The sequence below is a fragment of the Oceanisphaera marina genome (genome assembly GCF_014643915.1).
GTDB lineage: Bacteria > Pseudomonadota > Gammaproteobacteria > Enterobacterales > Aeromonadaceae > Oceanimonas > Oceanimonas marina.
Genome location: NZ_BMKE01000008.1, coordinates 1 through 20769, shown reverse-complemented (window position 1 = coordinate 20769; position 20769 = coordinate 1). Strand labels below are relative to the sequence as shown.

At 53.6% G+C, this 20769-nt stretch carries 17 protein-coding genes, 1 tRNA gene and 1 pseudogene; 6 read left to right on the top strand and 13 right to left on the bottom strand.

Translation table 11 applies throughout. The features are described from left to right. Positions 1–7 precede the first annotated feature (7 nt). Positions 8–2215, top strand: a complete 2208-nt coding sequence (locus IEW52_RS06445; protein ID WP_229667826.1) for a heavy metal translocating P-type ATPase — start codon at positions 8–10, stop codon at positions 2213–2215. Between the two features lie 84 nt (positions 2216–2299). Here IEW52_RS06445 and IEW52_RS06440 read toward each other — a convergent pair whose 3' ends face one another. The 8 genes from IEW52_RS06440 to IEW52_RS06405 form a co-directional block, all read right to left on the bottom strand. Continuing rightward, entirely contained in the window at positions 2300–3604 is a 1305-nt protein-coding gene (locus IEW52_RS06440; protein WP_188629251.1) for a TRAP transporter large permease, read from the bottom strand. Further along, positions 3594–4088, bottom strand: coding sequence for a TRAP transporter small permease (locus IEW52_RS06435; protein ID WP_188629250.1), 495 nt, complete (start codon positions 4086–4088; stop codon positions 3594–3596). Before IEW52_RS06435 ends, IEW52_RS06440 begins: the two co-directional genes overlap by 11 nt. Positions 4089–4163: 75 nt before the next feature. Further along, on the bottom strand, positions 4164–5171 hold the full coding sequence (locus IEW52_RS06430; protein WP_188629249.1) for a DctP family TRAP transporter solute-binding subunit: 1008 nt from the start codon (positions 5169–5171) through the stop codon (positions 4164–4166). 218 nt (positions 5172–5389) lie between these two features. Then, the gene (gene glcF, locus IEW52_RS06425) at positions 5390–6601 is read right to left on the bottom strand and encodes a glycolate oxidase subunit GlcF (protein WP_188629248.1); all 1212 of its coding nucleotides are present in this window, start codon (positions 6599–6601) and stop codon (positions 5390–5392) included. Positions 6602–6613: 12 nt separating this feature from the next. Further along, entirely contained in the window at positions 6614–7672 is a 1059-nt protein-coding gene (gene glcE / locus IEW52_RS06420; protein ID WP_188629247.1) for a glycolate oxidase subunit GlcE, read from the bottom strand. Continuing rightward, positions 7669–9141: an FAD-linked oxidase C-terminal domain-containing protein gene (locus tag IEW52_RS06415; protein WP_188629246.1), complete on the bottom strand. Its 1473-nt coding sequence runs from the start codon at positions 9139–9141 to the stop codon at positions 7669–7671. Before IEW52_RS06415 ends, glcE begins: the two co-directional genes overlap by 4 nt. Positions 9142–9167: 26 nt before the next feature. Continuing rightward, complete coding sequence (locus IEW52_RS06410; RefSeq protein ID WP_188629245.1) at positions 9168–9602, bottom strand: GlcG/HbpS family heme-binding protein; 435 nt, start codon at positions 9600–9602, stop codon at positions 9168–9170. Between the two features lie 116 nt (positions 9603–9718). Continuing rightward, positions 9719–11890, bottom strand: coding sequence for a malate synthase G (locus tag IEW52_RS06405; protein ID WP_188629244.1), 2172 nt, complete (start codon positions 11888–11890; stop codon positions 9719–9721). 253 nt (positions 11891–12143) lie between these two features. Here IEW52_RS06405 and glcC point away from each other — a divergent pair, with 253 nt between their 5' ends. Both glcC and IEW52_RS06395 read left to right on the top strand, forming a co-directional pair. Then, positions 12144–12908 (top strand): transcriptional regulator GlcC, encoded by a 765-nt coding sequence (glcC, locus tag IEW52_RS06400; RefSeq protein ID WP_188629243.1) that lies wholly within the window; start codon positions 12144–12146, stop codon positions 12906–12908. Between the two features lie 441 nt (positions 12909–13349). Continuing rightward, positions 13350–15053: an L-lactate permease gene (locus IEW52_RS06395; RefSeq protein WP_229667825.1), complete on the top strand. Its 1704-nt coding sequence runs from the start codon at positions 13350–13352 to the stop codon at positions 15051–15053. 70 nt (positions 15054–15123) lie between these two features. On the opposite strand, the gene metF is transcribed toward IEW52_RS06395, so the two are convergent. From metF to IEW52_RS06380, 3 genes and pseudogenes are all read right to left on the bottom strand, one after another. Next, the gene (gene metF / locus IEW52_RS06390; RefSeq protein WP_188629242.1) at positions 15124–16026 is read right to left on the bottom strand and encodes a methylenetetrahydrofolate reductase; all 903 of its coding nucleotides are present in this window, start codon (positions 16024–16026) and stop codon (positions 15124–15126) included. A gap of 36 nt (positions 16027–16062) precedes the next feature. Then, positions 16063–16698 (bottom strand): annotated as a pseudogene (locus IEW52_RS06385) (5-methyltetrahydropteroyltriglutamate--homocysteine S-methyltransferase); the annotation flags it as partial. Positions 16699–17012: 314 nt separating this feature from the next. Then, positions 17013–17630 carry an OmpW family outer membrane protein gene (locus IEW52_RS06380; RefSeq protein ID WP_188629240.1) on the bottom strand — a complete coding sequence of 206 codons (618 nt, stop codon included), beginning with the start codon at positions 17628–17630 and terminating at the stop codon, positions 17013–17015. A 242-nt stretch (positions 17631–17872) separates the two neighbouring features. Here IEW52_RS06380 and rnk point away from each other — a divergent pair, with 242 nt between their 5' ends. Further along, positions 17873–18280 (top strand): nucleoside diphosphate kinase regulator, encoded by a 408-nt coding sequence (gene rnk / locus IEW52_RS06375; protein WP_188629239.1) that lies wholly within the window; start codon positions 17873–17875, stop codon positions 18278–18280. Positions 18281–18370: 90 nt separating this feature from the next. Next, on the top strand, positions 18371–19327 hold the full coding sequence (locus IEW52_RS06370; RefSeq protein ID WP_229667824.1) for an AEC family transporter: 957 nt from the start codon (positions 18371–18373) through the stop codon (positions 19325–19327). Between the two features lie 9 nt (positions 19328–19336). On the opposite strand, the gene IEW52_RS06365 is transcribed toward IEW52_RS06370, so the two are convergent. After that, the gene (locus IEW52_RS06365; RefSeq protein ID WP_229667823.1) at positions 19337–20035 is read right to left on the bottom strand and encodes a phosphatase PAP2 family protein; all 699 of its coding nucleotides are present in this window, start codon (positions 20033–20035) and stop codon (positions 19337–19339) included. Between the two features lie 185 nt (positions 20036–20220). On the opposite strand from IEW52_RS06365, the gene IEW52_RS06360 reads away from it, so the two are divergent. Further along, positions 20221–20508 carry a hypothetical protein gene (locus IEW52_RS06360; RefSeq protein WP_188629236.1) on the top strand — a complete coding sequence of 96 codons (288 nt, stop codon included), beginning with the start codon at positions 20221–20223 and terminating at the stop codon, positions 20506–20508. Positions 20509–20667: 159 nt separating this feature from the next. On the opposite strand, the gene IEW52_RS06355 is transcribed toward IEW52_RS06360, so the two are convergent. After that, positions 20668–20744, bottom strand: a tRNA-Asp gene (locus IEW52_RS06355). Positions 20745–20769: the final 25 nt, after the last annotated feature.

Below are 20769 nucleotides of genomic sequence, written 5' to 3'. Positions count from 1 at the left end.
GCAGTACATGGCACAGTGCAGTCAGGCTAATAGCAAACAGCCCGAATCCGGTGGTCATCGCCATCTCGCAGCAAGCCAAAGCGTGATGGATGATAAGGCGACTCTTGATCACGATAGTCTGGCTCACTCCTGGCACATTACCGGCATGGACTGCCCCAGCTGTGCCGGAAAAATAGAAACCGCGCTGCGCCGCATGCCTGGCGTACTCAGTGCCGAGGTACGCTTTGCCACCGAACGGCTACAGGTACGTTTGGCGCCCGGCACCCGCCCCGAACACGTAGCAAAAGCGATGAGTGCCATTGGTTTTTCCATACAAAATGAACCATCGTCTGGCCCAGAATACGCCAGAACCAGGCTGGCCTGGTGGCGAGAATATCAATCCCTATTGATATTGCTGCTGTTACTGCTGATGGCCGGGCTCAGTCAGCTGCTGCTGCCCGGTGCTGCTCCACTATGGTTCGCACTCGCCACTTTGTGGGGCTTGTGGCCGATTGGCCGCAAGGCTTGGCAACTGGGACGAAATGGCTCGCCTTTCTCTATTGAAACCTTGATGACAGTTGCCGCCTGCGGCGCCCTGTTACTGGGTGAAACCGCCGAAGCCGCCATGGTGCTGCTGTTGTTTATGGTCGGTGAGCAATTAGAAAGTCTGGCCGCCAATAAAGCCCGCTCTGGAGTCTCCGCATTAATGGCACTGGTACCCAATCAGGCATTAAAGGTGACCCCCAACGGCCTGGAAACGGTACATGCCCATCAGCTGCAACCCGATGATGAAATAGAAGTGCATCCCGGTGGTCGTCTGCCGGTCGACGGTATTCTGCTGACCGAGCTTGCGTCATTCGATGAAAGCGCGGTCACCGGCGAGTCGGTGCCCGTCGACAAGCAACAAGGCGACTCCCTGGCCGCCGGCAGTTTATTGGTCGACGTTGCGGTACGAGTGCGCGTGACCTCCGAGCAAGGGCACAACACCATCGACAAAATTTTGCACCTGATTGAAACCGCTGAAGCCAACAAAGCCCCGATCGCCCGCTTTATTGAACGTTTCAGTCGCTGGTATACCCCCGCCATGATCTTGGCGGCGACCCTGGTGGCCTTGCTGCCACCACTGTTGATGGCCGCCGAGTGGGAGACCTGGATTTATCGCGGCCTGGTGTTGCTGCTCATTGGCTGCCCCTGCGCCCTGGTTATTTCCACCCCCGCAGCCGTAACGTCCGCCCTGGCCAGCGCCAGCCGCATGGGGATACTCATTAAAGGCGGTGCGGCACTGGAGCAGTTGGGCCAGGTGAACACAATGGCGTTTGATAAAACCGGTACTCTGACTCAGGGCAAGCCAGAGCTGCACCAGTTAATCTGCTATCCGCCGTTTAACCAGGGTCAGGTGCTGGGCCTGGCGGCGGCACTGGAGGCTGGATCTCATCACCCGCTTGCCAAGACCCTGGTGGCCGCAGCAGATGCACAAGGCATCACGCCGCAATCCCTGCCTTTCAGGCGTACCCTGCCCGGCGCCGGCATAGAGAGCGAATGGCAAGGCAACCCCCTGGTGATTTGTACGCCTGCGCATCTGGCACCCGAGCAGTTGACTGCCGAGCAACACACGACGATCGATCAGCTAAAAGCAGATGGCTACACCTTGGCCGCGCTGGTGATGAATCAGCAGCTGGCTGGGCTGTTTGCCTTGAGTGATCCGCTGCGCACCGATGCCAAAGCCGGTATTGCCGCCTTGCAGGCATTGAACATTCGTTGCCTGATGCTCACCGGAGATCACCCCGCCGCTGCTGCTCGTATCGCAGCCGAACTCGACATTGATTATCAGGCCCAGCTATCACCACAGGACAAACTGACCCAGCTGCTGCAACTCGAACGCGCGGGCCCATTGGCCATGGTGGGAGATGGCATTAACGATGCCCCGGCGCTCAAGCAGGCCAGTGTGGGTATCGCCATGGGTCAGGGTACGGACGTCGCACTGGACAGTGCCGACGCCGCCCTGACTCACAGCAGATTGACCGGGCTGGCGGATGCGGTGCGTCTGTCTCGTGCGGCCAATCGCAATATTCGCCAGAATATCAGCCTGGCGCTGGGGCTAAAGGCGATTTTTCTGGTCACCAGTATTCTCGGCATTACCGGTCTGTGGCTGGCGATACTCGCCGACACCGGCGCCACGGCACTGGTAACCCTCAATGCCCTGAGACTACTGAGATTTAACGGCAGTAAGACATAAGCGGTTTATTATTACGCGGCGCATAATAAAAAGCCCCCGCAACGACGTTGCGGGGGCTTTTTTGGCTCAGATATCGCTTATGATTTACCAGGGGCCGACTACATAGCCCAGCCGTTCTGGTAGCCACAATGCAATACCGGGGAACACCATCACCAGTATCAGTGCCGATAGCATGGTCAACATGAAGAACAGTGCCCAGCCAAAGGTTTTTTCGAGCCGGATACCGGCAATCTGGGTCGTCACCATCAGGTTGATGGCCACCGGTGGGGTAAACTGACCAATGGCGATATTCATCGCCAACAAAATGCCAAACCACACTGGATTCCAGCCAAAATGCTGCATCAGGGGTATAAGAATCGGCGTGATAATCAGGTAAATGGAGATGGCATCCAGCAGCATGCCCGCCAACAATACCAGTAGCATAATCAGGATCATCAGCACCCAGCCCTGACCCGATAACGACAGCAGAGATTCGGCTAAATGCGTGAAGGTACCCAGAGTGGTACCGGCCCAGGCAAAAATCCCCGCCAGCGAGATAATGATCATCACCACGCCGGAAACCATACCCGCTTCGCCCAGCAAACCCCAGACGTCCTTCAGGCTAAGCTGACGATAAACGAAAATGCCCACTATCAAACCATAGGTTACGGCCACTACTGCCGCTTCGGTCGGCGTAAACAGGCCTGATCGCAGACCGCCAAGAATCAGCACCGGAGCAAACAGCGCCGGCAAGGCCTTGATAAAGCTCTCTTTCAAATCGGGCCGCTCACTCTGACTCGGATCTTCCCAGCCATTACGTTTGGCCAACCACCACACCGGTAGCAGCAGCGACATCCCCGCCAGCAAGCCGGGGAACAAACCGGCGGCAAACAACGCTCGCAGATCCACCCCTGGCACCACAATCGAATAGAGGATCAGGGCAATCGACGGCGGGATCAAAATGGCGGTAGACGAGGCCGAAGCGATCAAGGCCGCCGAAAAGGGCTTGGGATACCCGGCTTTGGTCATGCTGGGCAGCATCACCATGGCCACGGCGGCGGCATCTGCCGGTCCTGATCCGCTCATGCCGCCCATGATCAGACACACCAATACCACCACCAGCCCCAGCCCCCCGTGACGTGGACCAATCAGCGCCTGGGCAAAACGCACCAGGCTAGCGGCTACTCCGGCGCGCTCAAAGATAAGCCCGGTAAGAATAAACAGCGGTATGGCAATCAACGGATATTTGGCGATGCTGTTATAGGTATTGGTGCCCAGTGTGGCCAGCATATCCGGTGACAACCCCAGCACTATGCCCGCGGCCCCGCCCAGCCCCAGAGCGAAGGCAACCGGCACACCCAGCAACATGGCGCCGCCAAATACCAGTAACATCAGGAGATCAGGACTCATGAGCACCTCCGCTTATACGGCAAGCTTGGCAACGCTCTATCAAACTCTGGGTCAAACGCCAGATAATGGCCAGACACAGTACCGGTAGCCAAATCAGATAAATCCAGGTGGGATAGCCCAAGCCTGGCGATAACGACTCCCAAGTGTATTCTTCCCAGGCCAGCAAAGCGCCGTACCAGACCACCAGAGCCAACAACAGCACACTGGCCGCCCATTGCAGCAGATACAACAGTGGACGCAGACGAACTGGCAACAGCTCTTCCACCAGCTCAATACGAATATGCACATGACGGCGAGCCGCCACGGCGGCGCCGGCAAAGGTGAGTATCACCAGCAGAAACACGGAAAACTCTTCGGTAAAAGCAAAGGACGCATCGGTAGTGTAACGCACCACCACATTCCCCAGGCTGATAATACAAATGATCAGCAGGGCAAGGGCCGCCAGCCAGCGCTCGGGGCGGGCATCGGGGGCAGATTTAGACATGGGTACAGATCTCGGCAGGAGGTTTAACTTAAATAACGTGGCCCAGCGTAACCGCCGGGCCGAATACACAGAACCTTAACGGGTGGAGATGGCCGCCTGGGCTTCGGCAACCAGTTCGGCACCAATGCGCGGCGTCCACTTGGTGTACACCTCAGCGGTGGCATCCACAAACGCCTGATGCTGCTCGGTCGTTAGCTCGGTCACATCAACGCCCCGTTCCTTGATGTCATCCAGGGTCTGACTTAGCTCATTACGAGACTTTGCAATTTCCCAGGCACCTGCATCAATGGCTGCTTGTTGCAGCAAGTCACGGTCGGCCTCTGACAGCGATTTCCATACCTTTTTATTCACACCAAAAATCAGCGGATCGGCCATGTAATGCCACAGCGTCAGATAGCTCTGCCCTACCTGCTCTACCCGAGCCACATCAAATACCGACAACGGGTTTTCTTGGCCGTCGATGGCGCCGGTGGTCAGTGCCGGCTTGGCATCGGCCCAACTCATTTGGGTCGGATTGGCACCTAGTGTGCTGAAGGTATCCAGAAACAGTGGCGAACCTACTACACGTACCTTGAGGCCTTGCACATCTTCCGGGCTATCGATCGGGTGCTTGGAATTGGACAACTCACGAAAACCGTTTTCACCCCAGGCCAGGGGCTTTACACCTTTTTTATCGATAGCAGCAAAAATTTTCTCACCGGTGCTACCCTGAGTAATAGCATCAATGGCAGCTTCATCCGGCATCAAAAAAGGCAACGAGAACAGATTCAGCTCAGGCACCTGTGGCGACCAGTTGATAGTAGAAGCAACGGCCATATCGATAAGACCACTGCGCATGGCGGAGAATTCACGGGTTTGATCGCCAGACACCAGCTGTGCATTGGGATACACCTTGAGAGTGAGGCGCCCATCGGAGCGGTCATTCACCAACTCGGCCCATTTTTCTGCCGCCTGTCCCCAGGGAAAGGCGTCAGACAGCACGGTCGATACCGAAAACTCTCGGGTTTCCTGGGCAAAAGCGGGAACGGTTAAGGTCATACCGAGAGCAGCGGTCAGGGCAAACGCCAGCGGTGTGATACGCATAAGAAGTCCTTTTATTATGTGGGATCAGGCTCACTCACCTACAGGTAAACCTCAAGTAGGCAATAGTGAAATAAAGCCAATGACAAAGTCAACTGAAAGCGAACCACCGAGTCTTCTGGATGATTAGCCGGTTGATGGCTGTTAAGATACCTCATACCCTTGGTGTAGTGCACCGCCGCTCTCGCTTGCTACCTGGCGGTACACTTTTACGATCAAAATTACTTCGGATCCAACAATTCAATCCAGTGTTTTACCGGCACCTTTGATTTACTGCCCAGATGAAGTTGGCAACCAACGTTAGCGGTTACTATCTGTTCTGGATTTTCAATCGTTAACGCCTCCAGCTTATTGGACAGTAATTTCTGGCTCAGCTCTGGCTGCTGTATCGAATAGGTTCCCGCAGAACCACAGCATAGGTGTCCATCCTTGGTGCGAGTCAGCTCAATGCCGGCCTGCTGCAGAATTTGTTCAACCAATCCGCCAAGTTGCTGCGCATGCTGTAACGAACAGGGACAATGTACCGCCGTTTTGCGCCCCTGGCCTTGTAGTTGCAGCTGCGCAAGATCTTCCCTAACCAGGATCTCACCGAGGTCCTTGGCCAGTTTGCTCACCCGCTTCGCCTTAGCGGCATACTCAGGATCTTTACTGAGCTTTTCGCCATACTCCTTGACCATGGCGCCACAGCCAGATGCACTAATGACGATGGCTTCCGCTCCAGCCTCGATTTCGGGCCACCAGGCATCGATGTTACGGCGCATAAACGCCAACCCTTCCTCATGAGCGGAAAGGTGATAACTCACCGCTCCACAGCACCCGGCTTCAGGCGCGGTAAGCAAGCTTATTCCCAACTTATCAAGTACTCGAGCCGCGATCACGTTGGTATTAGGTGTCGCCGACGACTGAGCACACCCCCCCAGCACCAGCATGCGCCGCGCATGGCGTGACTGAGGCCAGGCAAGTGACAACTGTTTGACCGGCACTTTAGCCTTCAGCGCCGCAGGTAGCATGGGTCGCCCCAGCTGCCCCAGCCGCAACAGGGGGCCAAAGCGACGGGGATAGGGCAGTACCTTGCGCAATAGCCAACGTACCAGCTTCTGCTTAAAGGGCCGCTCTAGCTGTTCTTCCATAATGCCCCGGCCGATTTCGGCCAAACGGCCATATTTTACGCCAGAAGGACAAGTGGTTTCGCAGCTGCGGCAAGTCAAACAACGATCCAGGTGAGTTTGTGACTTTTCACTGATATCACCGGTTTCCAGCAGTTGCTTAATAAGATAGATACGCCCGCGGGGACCATCTCGCTCATCCCCCAACTCCTGATAAGTAGGGCAGGTAGCGGTACAGAAGCCACAATGTACGCAGCTGCGCAGAATGGAGTCCGCTTCCTGTATATCGGGATGGTCTAGATATTTAACATTAATTTGTGTACGCATGATGTCATCCTGTTACATCCAGCTATAGAGGCGGCCGGGATTGAAAATCCGGTCCGGATCGAAAGCACTTTTAAGCCGCTGGTGAAGTAGCCGCAAGGCTTCAGGCTGGTGATGAAAAACTTCCTGTCGGCGGTCGCCACCACGATAGAGGCTTACCTGACCCCCTGCGCTTTCGGCCAGACCCTCCAGCTCTTCACGAGCGAAATGACCACGTAACCAACGCTGGCTTCCGCCCCAGTCAAGTAGCCAGGCTTCCTCCGGCAGCAGGTGTCGGGCACTGCTATTAAGCGAGAAACGCCACAGGGGTGCTTCGCCAGCAAAATAATCCAGTTGCTGCTCACCCAGTTTTTGCCACAGGGCATCTCCGCCCTCCAGTACCGTACCTGACCACTGACTAACGGTACTGTCGACCGCACTGCGTGCTCCCGCAAGACGCACGTAAAGATGATTATCAAACCAGCAGGCGCCGGTCAAAGGTCTGGGCTGACCGGCCAGGCGATTCATTTCTTCAATGGCCTGTGTGGCACCCATCTCCCGTTTCAGCGTCACTGTTGCCGCAGGCCGTGGCATCACCTTGAGGCTCACTTCGCTGATGATACCCAAGGTGCCCATTGCCCCGGCCTGCATTCTTGATACATCGTAACCCGCCACATTCTTCATCACCTGACCGCCGAAGCGCAGCGATTCTCCCCGACCGTTGATCAGGCGAACGCCAAGCACATGATCCCGTACCGAGCCGCTCCACGGCCGGCCAGGCCCGGACAAGTGACAAGCTAAAGTGCCGCCTATGGTCGCCCGCCCATCGAACAATGGTGGCTCAAATGCCAGCATCTGGCCCTGCTCGGCGAGAGTGGCCTCAATGTCGACCAGTGGCGTGCCGGCTCGAGCCGTTAACACCAGTTCAATCGGCTGATAGCTGAGAATACCACTGTGCTCGGCCATACTGAGCGGCTCCCCTTCCAGCTCCCGCCCCATAAAATCCTTGCTGCCACCGCCAACTATCCGCAATTTCGTCCCGTCGGTGCGGGCCAGCTTGACCCGGTCGATCAGCTCGTGACTGATATCTTTCATACTTGATCTCCCTGCTGGTGCGTTGACTCCTCCCTCGGCGTGTCGAGCGCACGGTATTCCTGACAATGCTTTAACACAGGGATCCCTTTACCGGGATTAAGGGTGCCTATGGGGTCAAAGGCGTGTTTAATAGCCCAGAACTGACGTAGCTCCTGATCATTAAATTGCACTGTCATTTGCCTGATTTTTTCGATGCCCACTCCGTGCTCACCGGTAATGCAGCCCCCCACCTCGACACACAGCTCTAGAATACGACCGCCAAACTCTTCCGTTTTTTCAAACTCGCCAGGTACATTGGCATCAAATAAAATTAACGGATGCAGATTGCCATCTCCCGCATGAAATACGTTCGCAACCCGAAGGCCATAGTGTTCCGAGAGCCGCTGCATTTCAGTGAGTACATGGGCAAGCTGGCTGCGAGGAATGGTTCCGTCCATGCAATAGTAATCTGGTGAGATCCGGCCTACTGCCGGAAAAGCAGACTTACGGCCCTTCCACAACAAGGCGCGTTCCGCCTCGCTTTGAGATACACGAGTAGAGGTTGCACCCAGTTCAGTAAACAGCTTTGCAACCTCAGTAATCTGCTCCTGCACCTCGGCCGCCATGCCATCGAGTTCGCATAACAACAGCGCCTTGGCATCTACAGGGTAACCAGCCTGAGCAAACGCCTCAGCCGCCACAATGGCGTGGCTGTCCATCATTTCCAATCCGGCCGGAATAATCCCCTTGGCTATCACGCCACCCACGGCATCACCCGCCGTTTGCACGTTATCAAAAGCCGCCATGACCACCTGTGCCTTTTCCGGGCTGGGTAGCAGCCGGACCGTCACTTCGGTAATCACGCCCAGCAGCCCTTCGGAGCCGGTGATCAGGGCCAGTAAATCGATGCCGTTACTGTCCAGCCCTTCACTACCTATGCTGATCAGCTCTCCCTCAACAGTCACCATCTCTACTTTCAACAAGTTATGTACTGTCAGGCCATATTTAAGGCAATGCACTCCACCAGAGTTTTCCGCCACATTACCGCCGATAGTACAAGCGATCTGCGAGGAGGGATCCGGCCCATAATACAAACCGTAGGCTACAGCCGCTTCACTAATGGCCAGGTTACGTACTCCTGGCTGCAAGCGAGCGCTGCGCGCCAGTGGATCGATCTCAATAATATGTTTGAAACGCGCCAACGAAAGCAGCACGCCATCAGAACTAGGCATTGCCCCGGCACAAAGGCCGGTGCCGGCACCGCGGGCGACCACCGGAATCTGATGGCGGTGGCAAATGCGCATCACTTCCTGCACCTGCTCCACAGTGCTGGGTAGCACGACAATCAACGGCATTTCGCAATACATGGATAAGCCATCGCACTCGTAGGGGCGCTGGGTTTCTTCGTCACTGATCACATATTCCGGTTCGATAAACGCCCGAAACATCTGTACCAGCGTGGCTTTATCCGGTCTTTCGCTCTGCTCCATCCTGTTGCTCCTTAGCCGATGAGTGATTAACGAACGTTGCCAAGCTGCCGTTCCAGGTAAGCGAGACCCGCCTCGGCACACGCCATATCCTGCTGCGGAGAGCCCGAGCTCAAACCGATCCCCCCTACTACCTCTCCGTCAACAACAACAGGCAAGCCTCCTCCTACCACACACAGACGCCCCCCCAGGGCGGTATGGATGCCGAACACCAGATTGCCCGGCACACAGGCTGCATTATATTCATGCGTGGCCTTACGGGCGGCGGCCGCGGTAAATGCCTTGTCCTGGGCGATGGTAATACTGGTTATCTTGGCGCCATTCATCCGCTCAAAGGCGATCAGGTTGCCGGACTCATCTACAATGGCGATACACATAGGTACTTCGATTTCCAACGCCTTGAGACGCGCCCCTTCAATCAGAGTCTGTGCTTCCGTATGACTTAAACGATTAATAGTGAGCATTCTTGATCCTTAATTCCATTCAAAGGTCTTCGAATAGACCGCAAGCAACCATTTATACATGGCATAAATATGACCGCTGGCAACAACCCCTTGCTGCATTAGCGGTCATACGGTGCTTAACCTACCGCTTTACGCTCTCGGCGCCGTGCATGCAACAGGGGTTCCGTGTAGCCATTCGGCTGCTCGGCCCCTTTGAAGACCAGATCACAGGCGGCGTTAAAGGCGATGCCGTTGAAGCCCGGCGCCATCGGCTGGTATTGGCTATCCTGACTGTTCTGCTGGTCGACCACGACGGCCATACGCTGCAACGTACTCATCAGCTGCTCTTTGCTGCACACGCCGTGACGCAGCCAGTTCGCCAGCAGCTGACTTGAAATTCTCAGGGTTGCCCGGTCTTCCATCAGTCCCACATTATTGATATCCGGTACCTTGGAGCAGCCAACACCCTGATCAATCCAGCGCACCACATAACCCAGCAGGCTTTGCACGTTGCTGTCCAGCTCGGCCTGAATCTGTTCGGGCGACAGGGTTTCACCCATTGATAGTGGCGGGGTAAGCAGGTCGTCCAGGCTGGCAAAGGCTCGCTGCTTCAGCTGCCGCTGACGATCCGCAACCAGCAACTGATGATAGTGAGTAGCATGGAGGGTAGCCGCGGTCGGCGAAGGTACCCAGGCACAATTGGCACCAGCCTCGGGGTGTGCCTGCTTGCTGGCCAGCATCTGCGCCATTTCATCGGGCTTGGCCCACATGCCCTTGCCTATCTGCGCTTTGCCCTGCAGACCACAGGCCAGCCCTGTATCCAGGTTCCAGTCTTCATAGGCATTAATCCAGGGTTGATCCTTAATCCTGTCTTTAGGAAATACAGGACCCGCCTCCATGCTGGTATGAATTTCATCACCGGTACGATCCAGAAAACCGGTATTGATGAACACCAGTCGCTCCTTCACCGCCCGGATACACTCCTTAAGGTTGACGCTAGTACGCCGCTCCTCATCCATTACCCCTACCTTGAGGGTATGCCGGTCCAGACCAAGCAGATCTTCCACCTGGTCAAACAACCGGTTGGTAAAGGCGACTTCTTCCGGTCCGTGCATCTTGGGCTTGACGATATACACGCTGCCGGTCCGGCTGTTGTGACGAGGCCCACGTAAATCGTGCAGGGCGCACAGGCTGGTAAGCACCGCATCCATGATGCCTTCGGGGATTTCATTGCCCTGGCTATCGAGAATGGCATCCGTGGTCATCAGGTGACCCACGTTACGCACCAGCAGCAAGCTGCGTCCCGACAACTCGAAGACTGAGCCGTCCGCTGCCCTGTAGCGACGAGGACCATTAAGGGTACGGGTGACGGTTTGCCCCCCCTTGCTGAACGTCTCGGTCAGATCCCCTTTCATCAGTCCCAGCCAGTTGCGGTACACCCCGGCCTTGTCGTCGGCGTCAACGGCGGCAACCGAATCCTCACAGTCCTGAATGGTGGACAGGGCTGACTCGAGCACCAAATCCTTCACCCCCGCAGGGCTGAGCTGGCCGATGGGATCGTCCCGATCGATATGTAGCTCGATATGCAGCCCATTGTTGACGAGCAGTATGACCTCGCCCTGGTTATCATCGCCAACCCCAACAAACTGCTCGGGAGAGGCGAGGCTGGTCACCTCACCGTCGAGCCGCAATATCTGTAGCTGTTTGCCGGCTTCCGCGTCATGGATTTGATAGGCCTTGACCTCGGCATGGCTGCCGAAAGCCAGCGGTAATGCCTGATCGAGAAAACGCACCGTCCATTCAATCACCCGGGTGGCACGCTGCGGATTGAATGCAGAGCCGCGCTCACATCCGCCCGTGTCTGCGATGGCATCGGTACCATAAAGTGCATCGTACAGGCTGCCCCAGCGGGCATTGGCGGCGTTGATGGCAAAACGAGCATTGTTGACCGGAACCACCAGCTGAGGACCCGCGACCTGGGCTATCTCCGCATCGACGCCAGTGGTAGTGATGTCGAACTCCTCACCGACCGGTACCAGATATCCAATTTTTCGCAGAAATGTCTGGTAGGCCGCCATATCCCAAGACTGCTGCCCCTGCTGACGATACCAGTCATCGAGTTGGGCCTGGATGTCGTCCCGCTGCTGTAGCAAGGCCTTGTTGATTGGGCTTAGTTCATGAACCAAAGTATCGAAGCCGGACCAGAAGTGGTCTTCGTCCACCCCAGTGCCCGGCAGCACCTCATCCTGAATCAATTGATAGAGACTGGCTGCGACTTGCAAGCCACCTTTGCTCACTCTGTTGCTCATAACCGTCATTCCTGTTGTGAATAGCAAGGCGGGCATTCACCCGAAAAGTAAAAAAATCATGGCTTGCCAAGAGTGAGGAGTCCATCTATATCTGTAGTGGTTACACCAGTTTTTAATTTTAAAATGATTGGTCAATTATATAAATAAACAATATTATCAATAGATTAAAAGAAGATTACATCTGCACACTGCGAGGAATTTAAAAGTGGTACTACCAATCACCACCAGCACTCTCGGCCCAGGAAAAGAATCCATGTCCAGTTCCATTGCCAGGCGGCTGGAGCAGTTGATTCTGGATGGCACCTTGAAGCCGGGCAAAAAGATTCCCTCTGAACGTCAGCTGTCCGAACGCCTGGGCGTCTCTCGTTCCATATTACGCGAGGCACTCAAGGAGCTACGGGGAAGGGGCTTGATAGAAACCCGCCACGGTCAAGGCACTATGGTAACGGGTCTGGTACCGCGCCTGGAGCCGGAAAACCCGTTGGTCTACCTGTTTCAAGATCACCCGCGCACCTTATACGACTTGCTGGAGGTCCGAGAACTGCTGGAAGGCCAGGCTGCCTATATGGCAGCCAACCGCGGTACCGAAGATGACTTCCGGCGCATTACCCGCGCCTTCAATGACATCGAGCAGGCTCAGGCCAGTAACACAGAGGCTCAAGAGGCCGCCCGACTGGATCATGCCTTTCATCAGTCCATCTGCGAGGCTTCACACAACCCGGTGCTGGTTCATACACTGCAAAGCCTGATGCAATTGATGCTCAATACGGTGCTGGCTTCGGTCAAGAATCTCTATCATCTTGCGCCCTATAAAGAGCAGATAGATCGCCATCATCGGCAGATTTATAACGCCGTTATCGGCCGCCGTCCGGAGTGGGCGCGCAAGGCCGCCACTGCTCATATCAAGAACATTCGCGAACGGCTGCTGGAACTGGAACATGAAGGGCAGCGCCTGGATCGTTCTGGTGGCTGGGAGCGCACCCTGGCTGGTACCCATGGTGAAAAACCAGACAACTGAATACCTCTCGGCCGGCGGCATAAGCCGCCGTAAATACCAAACATCAACTCCGCACTTCGATTACCCTAGCAACTAGAGCTCAACCACCCAGCTGGTTGAACCACTTTTGTGACAACCAGAAATAAAAGCACAGAATCATCCCAACTCGTTGTTAAATATAAACTTTCACCACACCAGTACAGCTGCCAGCAAAAAATACTGGTTGGACCAACAAGCAAAACAATAGCCAGTCACAAAAACACAACATAATAATAACGTCCAGCTCCGAGCCCCCGGCTCGGTCCACCTCTGCCGTACGTCAGCCGGTATGACTGTTCCACCAGATAGCTGGAGGCTCGCTTATTCAGTAACCCCAAAAATGACAAAAATCGATGACGGCCCATGGCAAAGTTATCTGCACCGGTCGTAAACAACATGTTTTTCTGAAAAAGGAATTGAAGAATGATGTCCAATACACTGCTAGCGCTTATCGCGTTTTCGCCGATACTACTGGCCGCAGTCCTGCTACTGGCATTACAGTGGCCGGCGAAAAAAGCCATGCCCTTCGCCTTTGCTCTGACGGTTGTCATTGCTCTCTTCGTTTGGGATATGACCGGCACCCGAGTTCTCGCCTCCAGCCTACAAGGGGCTGTAATGTCCTTGTCCCTGTTATGGATCATTTTCGGGGCCATTCTCCTGCTGAATACCCTGAAACATACCGGTGCCATCACGACCATCCGCAACGGCTTTACCGCCATATCTCCAGACAGGCGAGTGCAAGCCATTATCGTGGCCTGGTGCTTTGGGTCTTTCATCGAAGGCGCTTCAGGTTTTGGCACTCCGGCCGCTGTAGCTGCCCCACTGATGGTCGCACTGGGCTTCCCGGCCTTGGCTGCCGTTCTGATGGGCATGATGATCCAGAGTACTCCTGTATCTTTCGGCGCCGTGGGTACTCCTATTATCGTCGGAGTCACTACCGGCCTGGATACACAAGCCATGGCCCCCAGCCTGGCCAGTGCCGGTTCGGACTGGGCCAGCTACCTGCAACTGGTGACCAATAACGTCGCAATTCTGCATGCAATCACCGGCACACTGATGCCGGTGTTAATGACGGTGATGCTGACCCGTTTCTTTGGCAAGAATAAAAGCTGGAAAGAAGGATTGAATATAGCGCCCTTTGCTTTGTTTGCTGGCCTGGCCTTTACTCTGCCCTATGCAATCACGGCTCTGCTCCTGGGCCCGGAATTCCCGTCACTACTGGGTGGCCTGATTGGTCTGGCCATTGTAGTGACTGCCACCCGCAAGGGGTTCCTTATTCCCGCCAACCATTGGGATTTTCCGGAAGACAAAGACTGGCCGGCAGAATGGCTAGGTTCCATCAAACTCAGCCGTGCAGACATATCCGAACGTCCCGTGGGTCTGTTGATGGCTTGGTTTCCCTATATTCTGCTACCGATACTACTGATACTGAGTCGTACCAACGACACGGTCAAAGCCTGGCTTACCAACTTAAGCCTGAATTTCACCAATATCCTCGGCGAGGTAGGGATCAGCGCAAACATACAGCCGCTGTACCTGCCCGGTGGTTTGCTGATACTGGTGTCGGTTATAGCGGTACTGCTACAGGCCAAATCGCTCAAACCACTCGGCAAGGCGCTAAGCGAGTCCAGCAAGACCTTGCTGGGTGCAGGTTTTGTATTGCTGTTTACCGTGCCCATGGTACGAATTTTCATTAACTCAGGAGTCAATACTGCGGATATGGTAAGCATGCCAGTCATGACGGCCAACTTCGCTACCGAGATGGTGGGTGGTATGTTCCCTGCCATCAGCGGTGTGGTAGGTGCCTTGGGTGCCTTTATCGCCGGCTCTAACACTGTATCTAATATGATGCTGGCCCAGTTTCAGTATGAAACAGCGCAATCTCTGGGTATTTCTACTGCTTTAATTGTCGCACTGCAAGCAGTCGGCGCCGCCGCCGGTAACATGATTGCCATCCACAACGTGGTAGCGGCATCCGCAACAGTCGGCCTGTTAGGCCGTGAAGGAGCCACTCTGCGCAAGACAGCACTGCCTACACTTTATTACCTACTAGTGATTGGTGTTCTGGGCATGGCCGCCATCTATCTAATTGGAGTTACTGATCCCATGATGACCAGCAACGGTTAAGCCGCTCCATCAATTCATAAAAGCCCCCCGCAACCTGGGCTGCGGGGGGCTTCTTATGTCAGTCATCAATTTAAACGGTCACGGCAACCGGTGGCCGTACGCCCAGGCTGTGGCAGATAGCGTACGTCAGCTCGGAGCGGTTAAGCGTGTAGAAGTGGAAATCCTTAACGCCTTCCTGGCTCAGCACTCGTACCTGATCCATGGCGATACTGGCGCCCACCAGGTTGCGGGTATTCTGATCGTTTTCCAGCCCCTGAAAACGCTGGTGCATCCAGTTGGGAATACGCACGTTGGAAAAACCGGCAAACTTGAGCAAGGTTTGATAATTGGAGACCGGCAATATGCCCGGCACTATCTCGGTATCAATGCCGATGGTCACGCAACGATCCCGAAACCGCAGGTAAGACTCCACATCAAAGAAGAACTGGGTAATGGCCCGGTTGGCCCCCGCATCGATTTTACGCTTCAGGCTGAGCAAATCGGCCTGGGCACTTTTTGCTTCCGGGTGCACTTCTGGGTAAGCCGCCACCGAAATATCAAAGTCGGCTTCTTCTTTAAGCAGCCGTACCAAGTCTTCTGCGTACATGTCAGGCTTTTCCAGACCTTCCGGTAAGTCACCGCGCAGTGCAACAATCTGGCGGATCCCGCTGTTCCAGTAATCTTTTGCTATGCCGCGCAATTCTTCGCGGCTGGCATCGATACAGGTCAGGTGTGGTGCAGCAATCAGGCCGGTTTTCTCCTGAATGTCTTTAATCACCTTGTGGGTTCTATCTCGGGTGCCTGAGTTTGCGCCGTAAGTGACGGAGACAAACTTGGGAGCCAGGGTGCTAAGCCGGTCGATGGAGTTCCATAAGGTTTGCTCCATCTTTTCACTGTTCGGCGGAAAAAACTCGAATGAGACATTAATATCGCCACTCAGCTCAGCCATTGTCTGATTAAGCGCTTCTACATGACGCGCGCTATAAAAACCCATGTTTATCTCCTGACAACTTAAATTAAAACGATTCCTTTATGCCTCGGCTTGGGCATAGGCGTTACGCAACTCGGTCGTTGCTGCCACCATGTTTACCAAGGCTGCACGGGTTTCTTCCCAGTTACGAGTCTTCAAACCACAGTCGGGATTAACCCAAATACGTTCTTTTGGCACACACTCAACGGCTTTTTCGATCAATTTGACCATTTCAGCCACGGTTGGCGTCCGCGGTGAGTGAATGTCGTACACGCCAGGTCCAATCTCGTTGGGGTAGGCGAAGTCACAGAACACATTCAACAACTGCATGTCGGAGCGTGATGTTTCTATGGTTATCACGTCGGCATCCAGGCGTGCAATTGACTCGATAATCTCGTTAAACTCAGAATAACACATGTGAGTGTGGATCTGAGTACTGTCCGTTACCACAGAAGCACTTAAACGGAAGGCTTTTTCTGCCCAGTTTAAACAAGCGGCCGGCGGCGCCTTGCGCAGTGGCATCAGCTCACGGAAGGCCGGCTCATCTATCTGGATAATACCCACACCGGCGGCTTCCAGGTCGGCAACTCCGTATCGCAAAGCCAGCGCAATCTGGTAGGCCGAATTCACGTCTGTTTCGTCTTCCCGAGAGAACAGCCAGGACAAGATGGTCACAGAGCCTGTCAATAGACCCTGATATTAACTTCGTGCTCCGCAAGGGCACCTAGACGTCTACATGGCTCTATATTTGCACACATAAACTTTCGGAGGCAAGGCGTTCTTTAAAAATAGATAAATACTGTTTTCAAGCCCAGGAAGGAATATTAAGTAAAGTAACAGGCAGAATGGTTACAGAAGCCGCTGAGCAGAGAACGCTCAGGTGGATCACGATGTTGATGCCGCAGAAACAGTGGCCAGGTATGAATGTTGAGCAATAAAAAAGGGCAGACCCACCGGTCTGCCCAAACACTGCCGAGGCATAGCGCCTCTCAACCCACATTACATACTCGTTAGAAGCGGTAACCCAGACCCACCATCAGGCCGATAGGGTCGATGCTGGTTTTAGCTTTTAGCACATCTGTACCAGTATCTACTGTTACATCAGTATCGATATCCATATACCAGACAGAGCCGTTCACGAATAAATTGTCGGTTACCGCCATATCTATGCCGGCCTGCGCCGCCAAGCCCCAGGAGTCATCGGCATTCACTTTGGTATCTTTAAGGCCGTTACGACCTTCCTCATCGAAGAAGAAGGTATAATTAATACCGGCACCCACATAGGGGCGCACCTTGCTCTGGGCGTTGCCAAAGTAATACTGAGCCATCAGGCTGGGTGGCAGGTGCTTAACCTTGGCCACTTCGTTACCATCTAGATTTACGCCATGAGAGAAAGGTGTGGCGGCTAGTAACTCAACACCCCAGTTGTCGGTCAGCATGTAAGAAAAGGTCAAACCAAGCTGAGTATCATTCTGAACATCTAAATGACCAACACCTGATATATCACCACCGCTACCTGTAGGGCTTACCGTGATGGCTCCACCGCGTACCAGGAAATCACCGGCTTGATGAGCAAAGGCAGAAGGGGCCAATAATGCGGCGGCAACCAGCAGAGAAACTTTTTTCATGCTTTATCCTTAATATATATTGGAGCTATCTGGGTAATTGCGTTCAGTCTGCCTCATATGAACCATGGCTTTTTTGATTTAACTCAAGTCAGGGACAAACACTTACCCATTCTCCAATTTTTATGGTTCAACAAAAAAATAGCCCTCGCCACTACTGGCTAAAACACACGGCTTAGGGTATATCTTAACTATCGGGTTCAGGCAGCGCTTTTAGCGTTGCCTGCTTTTTTATGGAGGTTTATATGGCCCAGTTGCCACCTATTACTGTATCTACCCTGGATCTGGCTCGACTTGAGGCCTTGCTTGAAAAACAGCCCGAGTCCGATGCCGTTACCCGGCTGGAAAACGAGCTTGATCGCGCCAATGTGGTTGCTCCAACCGAAGTGCCGGAGGACATTGTAACGATGAACTCTACGATCACCTTTACTATGGCCGACGGCAAAGAGACCTTTACCAAGACGCTGTGCTATCCACGAGACATGGATAACAGCAATAATAAAATTTCAGTACTGGCGCCTATCGGTGCGGCGCTGCTGGGCCTGAGTGTCGGGCAAACCATCGAGTGGCCCGCCCCCAATGGCAAGACGCTGCAGGTGAGTATTTCTGCTGTCGATTACCAGCCCGAACGTGCTGGCGATTATCAATCATAAATAGAAAAAGGCGCAAATTTGCGCCTTTTTCTATTTATGATTGCCTGAAAAATGCTACCCCGAAAACACCGTCTTGCCCATGGAGCTGATTTGAGCTTATTCATTAACAGCCTGTTATTCTCACTGTCTATTACCGGCCCCATTTGCCTGCTGTTGTTACTAGGTCTTGGTTTACGTAAAAGCCAAATGATGAACGAAGGCTTTATTGATGGTGCCAGTAAACTGGTATTCAATATTGCGCTGCCCATGTTGTTGTTTACCAGCATAGCGCAGACCGACTTTAGCCAAATGGTGAGTTTCAAGCTTATCCTATATGGCATTACCGCCACCTTGGTAGCATTCATACTGCTGGAATGGCTAGCCAGTCACCTCACCGATAACAAGCGCTTGCGTGGTGTCATGGTGCAAGGGGCTTTTCGTGCCAATATGGCGATTGTGGGGCTCGCCTACGTCAACAATGCCTATGGTCATCAAGGCGTTGCCGCTGCGGCCATGTATGTTGCCTTTCTCACTATTCTATTCAATATACTGGCGGTGATCACACTGAGTCGCAGCCTTAATCAAGAAGATGGCTTACGCATTGTTCCGCTCGTTAAAGGCATTGTCAAAAACCCGCTTATTATCGGTATTGTTGCGGCTTTACCCTTTGCTGCCAGTAGCTGGACTTTTCCAGGCATGCTGATGCAAACAGGGCAATATCTCGCCCAAATGACACTGCCTTTGGCATTGCTGTGCACAGGAGCCAGCCTCAGTTTAAAAGGCGGTAAAGAAGATACGGGCCTCTTGCCCATAGTTGGCGTATTACGGTTACTGGTGATCCCCGCCTTGATAACACTCGGGGGTTATCTGGCTGGTTTTCGTGATATGGAATTAACCATTCTATTTTTGATTAACGCCTCACCCACGGCCGCCGCCAGTTACGTTATGGTGCGTGCCATGGGTGGCAATGCGGTATTGGCTGCCAATATTATTGCCGTAACCACCTTGGGGTCTTTGGTAAGTACCAGCCTGGGGGCGACCTTGTTAAAAGGATTAGGCTGGTTTTAAAAAAGCTTATCAGCTTTTCTGGCGATGAAAGCGCGGTAAATAACGATCACACTTTTCAATCAATACATCATAAAAGCCGGTGTGCATCAACCACGCCATACCAAAACAAGCCACCGCGAGCCCGCCCACATAGATGTCACTCCACCAATGAGCACCCGCCATCACTCTAGGGGCAGAAAAAAGCACCACAAACAAACATCCCCAGAGCCCAGCTTTCCAGGACAGGAAACGCCACACAAAAGCCGTAAAAATCATCAGCATCAAGCCATGATCTCCCGGAAAACTATCACCAGAAGCGTCTTTGGTTTTAAAACCCGCAAGTTCGGTAAGACGATAAACATTATCAAACGTCAGCGTCGGACTCGGCCTTTCAACGGGGAGTGCACGGCCAAGCTGGTTAAGTCCTACCGCGGTTAGCAGCATAATAAAGCCAACAATCAACAATTGGCGTTTACGCTCTTCACTTGCCCCTCGATAAAAGCTGTAATAAACCACGCCCATAGCAAGTAATGCCACGCCGTCGAAAGCTCGATTGTTAGCAATGGCCACCGCATTTACCCAGGCTTCACTGCTGCCAATTTTGTTATTAAAATAATAAAAAATGCTCTTGTCGATATCCATCCAAAGGCCATGATTGGGTAAAAGATACCAACTAGCGAATACAGAGATCGCCAGTACATTCCAAAACAGCCATTTATTAAATTGCATCGACATAGCGTTCCTGTTTTATAAATCTTGTTATAAGTGGGGTATTGTACGAAATTTTACTTCTCTAGCCCATAAACTCCGCAGACATAGTGTCAACATACGCTAAGCACTCTCGCCAAGAACCTGCCTATGTTAAAATAGCGCGCTTACTTTTTCTTCTATTGTTGCAGGGACGATAAATCATTATGAATTTTAAAGAATTTCACGCTTCACTTAACCAACCCAAGCCTCCAGCCGGCCTATCTGATGCGCTTACCGCCTTGTGGTTGGATGCCAATGAACAATGGGAAGCAGCTCACGAAGTCATCCGCGACAATAGCGATCAGCCATCTGCCTGGGTACATGCTTACTTGCATCATGTTGAAGGCGTACTCTGGAATGCCGATTATTGGTATGGCCGAGCCAAGAAAAAGCGCCCCAACTGCAGCACTAAGGAAGAATGGCAGCAAATCGTTCAAGCGCTCACTTCGTAAAGCACAAAAAACCCCAGCATTTCTGCTGGGGTTTTTAAGATTAATGGCGGAGTGGCAAATGCGTAGCATTTGAAGGTTGGAGCGCAGCGACTCCCTCCAGACTGTTCACGGAGCCAGAATGAAAAAAGCCCTGCTCGTTAGAGCAGGGCTTTTGAATAATGGCGGAGTGGACGGGACTCGAACCCGCGACCCCCGGCGTGACAGGCCGGTATTCTAACCAACTGAACTACCACTCCGCAAAGCTTGATAGTACGGGACTAA

What these genes read in the sequence shown, in the direction of transcription:
- IEW52_RS06445 (WP_229667826.1), top strand. Translation starts at nt 8, where the DNA reads ATGGCACAGTGCAGTCAGGCTAATAGCAAACAGCCCGAATCCGGTGGT.
- IEW52_RS06440 (WP_188629251.1), bottom strand. Translation starts at nt 3,604, where the DNA reads ATGAGTCCTGATCTCCTGATGTTACTGGTATTTGGCGGCGCCATGTTG.
- IEW52_RS06435 (WP_188629250.1), bottom strand. Translation starts at nt 4,088, where the DNA reads ATGTCTAAATCTGCCCCCGATGCCCGCCCCGAGCGCTGGCTGGCGGCC.
- IEW52_RS06430 (WP_188629249.1), bottom strand. Translation starts at nt 5,171, where the DNA reads ATGCGTATCACACCGCTGGCGTTTGCCCTGACCGCTGCTCTCGGTATG.
- glcF (WP_188629248.1), bottom strand. Translation starts at nt 6,601, where the DNA reads ATGCGTACACAAATTAATGTTAAATATCTAGACCATCCCGATATACAG.
- glcE (WP_188629247.1), bottom strand. Translation starts at nt 7,672, where the DNA reads ATGAAAGATATCAGTCACGAGCTGATCGACCGGGTCAAGCTGGCCCGC.
- IEW52_RS06415 (WP_188629246.1), bottom strand. Translation starts at nt 9,141, where the DNA reads ATGGAGCAGAGCGAAAGACCGGATAAAGCCACGCTGGTACAGATGTTT.
- IEW52_RS06410 (WP_188629245.1), bottom strand. Translation starts at nt 9,602, where the DNA reads ATGCTCACTATTAATCGTTTAAGTCATACGGAAGCACAGACTCTGATT.
- IEW52_RS06405 (WP_188629244.1), bottom strand. Translation starts at nt 11,890, where the DNA reads ATGAGCAACAGAGTGAGCAAAGGTGGCTTGCAAGTCGCAGCCAGTCTC.
- glcC (WP_188629243.1), top strand. Translation starts at nt 12,144, where the DNA reads ATGTCCAGTTCCATTGCCAGGCGGCTGGAGCAGTTGATTCTGGATGGC.
- IEW52_RS06395 (WP_229667825.1), top strand. Translation starts at nt 13,350, where the DNA reads ATGATGTCCAATACACTGCTAGCGCTTATCGCGTTTTCGCCGATACTA.
- metF (WP_188629242.1), bottom strand. Translation starts at nt 16,026, where the DNA reads ATGGGTTTTTATAGCGCGCGTCATGTAGAAGCGCTTAATCAGACAATG.
- IEW52_RS06380 (WP_188629240.1), bottom strand. Translation starts at nt 17,630, where the DNA reads ATGAAAAAAGTTTCTCTGCTGGTTGCCGCCGCATTATTGGCCCCTTCT.
- rnk (WP_188629239.1), top strand. Translation starts at nt 17,873, where the DNA reads ATGGCCCAGTTGCCACCTATTACTGTATCTACCCTGGATCTGGCTCGA.
- IEW52_RS06365 (WP_229667823.1), bottom strand. Translation starts at nt 20,035, where the DNA reads ATGCAATTTAATAAATGGCTGTTTTGGAATGTACTGGCGATCTCTGTA.
- IEW52_RS06360 (WP_188629236.1), top strand. Translation starts at nt 20,221, where the DNA reads ATGAATTTTAAAGAATTTCACGCTTCACTTAACCAACCCAAGCCTCCA.